Consider the following 446-nt stretch of genomic DNA (forward strand, 5'->3'; position numbering starts at 1 on the left):
GTACGACCGTGGTCACGGCCTGCTTTTCCTATGATAAATTACTGCTCGCTCATGTCGGTGATTCACGCGCCTATCGGTATCGCGCCGCTGCGCTGACGCGGCTCACCCATGATCATTCGGTATTGCAGGAGCAAATCGATGCCGGCCTCATCAGTGAAGCCGATGCGCGTTTTTCTTCGATCAAAAATCTTATTACCCGTGCCGTCGGCACACAAGATGACATCGACGTGGAAATCACGGTGCATGCGGTACAGGCCGATGATCTCTACCTCTTGTGTTCGGATGGCTTGACCGATATGCTGACGCCCGATGAGATCGCTGCCATCCTGCAGCGGCATCAAAACGATTTGACGTGCTGCTGCCGCGTGCTGGTCGATTGTGCCAATGCCGAAGGCGGCAAGGATAATTGTTCCGTCGTGCTGTTCAAAGTAGTCGAGGTCGGGCAG

General features: G+C 54.9%; 1 protein-coding gene. It reads left to right on the top strand.

Going from position 1 to position 446, the window contains the following annotated elements; translation table 11 throughout:
* The coding region (locus tag QN347_RS19485) for a PP2C family protein-serine/threonine phosphatase (RefSeq protein WP_416350903.1) at positions 1 to 446 on the top strand (446 nt) is incomplete at both ends.

The sequence above is a fragment of the Sphingomonas sp. 10B4 genome (assembly GCF_035019905.1).
Taxonomy (GTDB): domain Bacteria; phylum Pseudomonadota; class Alphaproteobacteria; order Sphingomonadales; family Sphingomonadaceae; genus Sphingomonas; species Sphingomonas glacialis.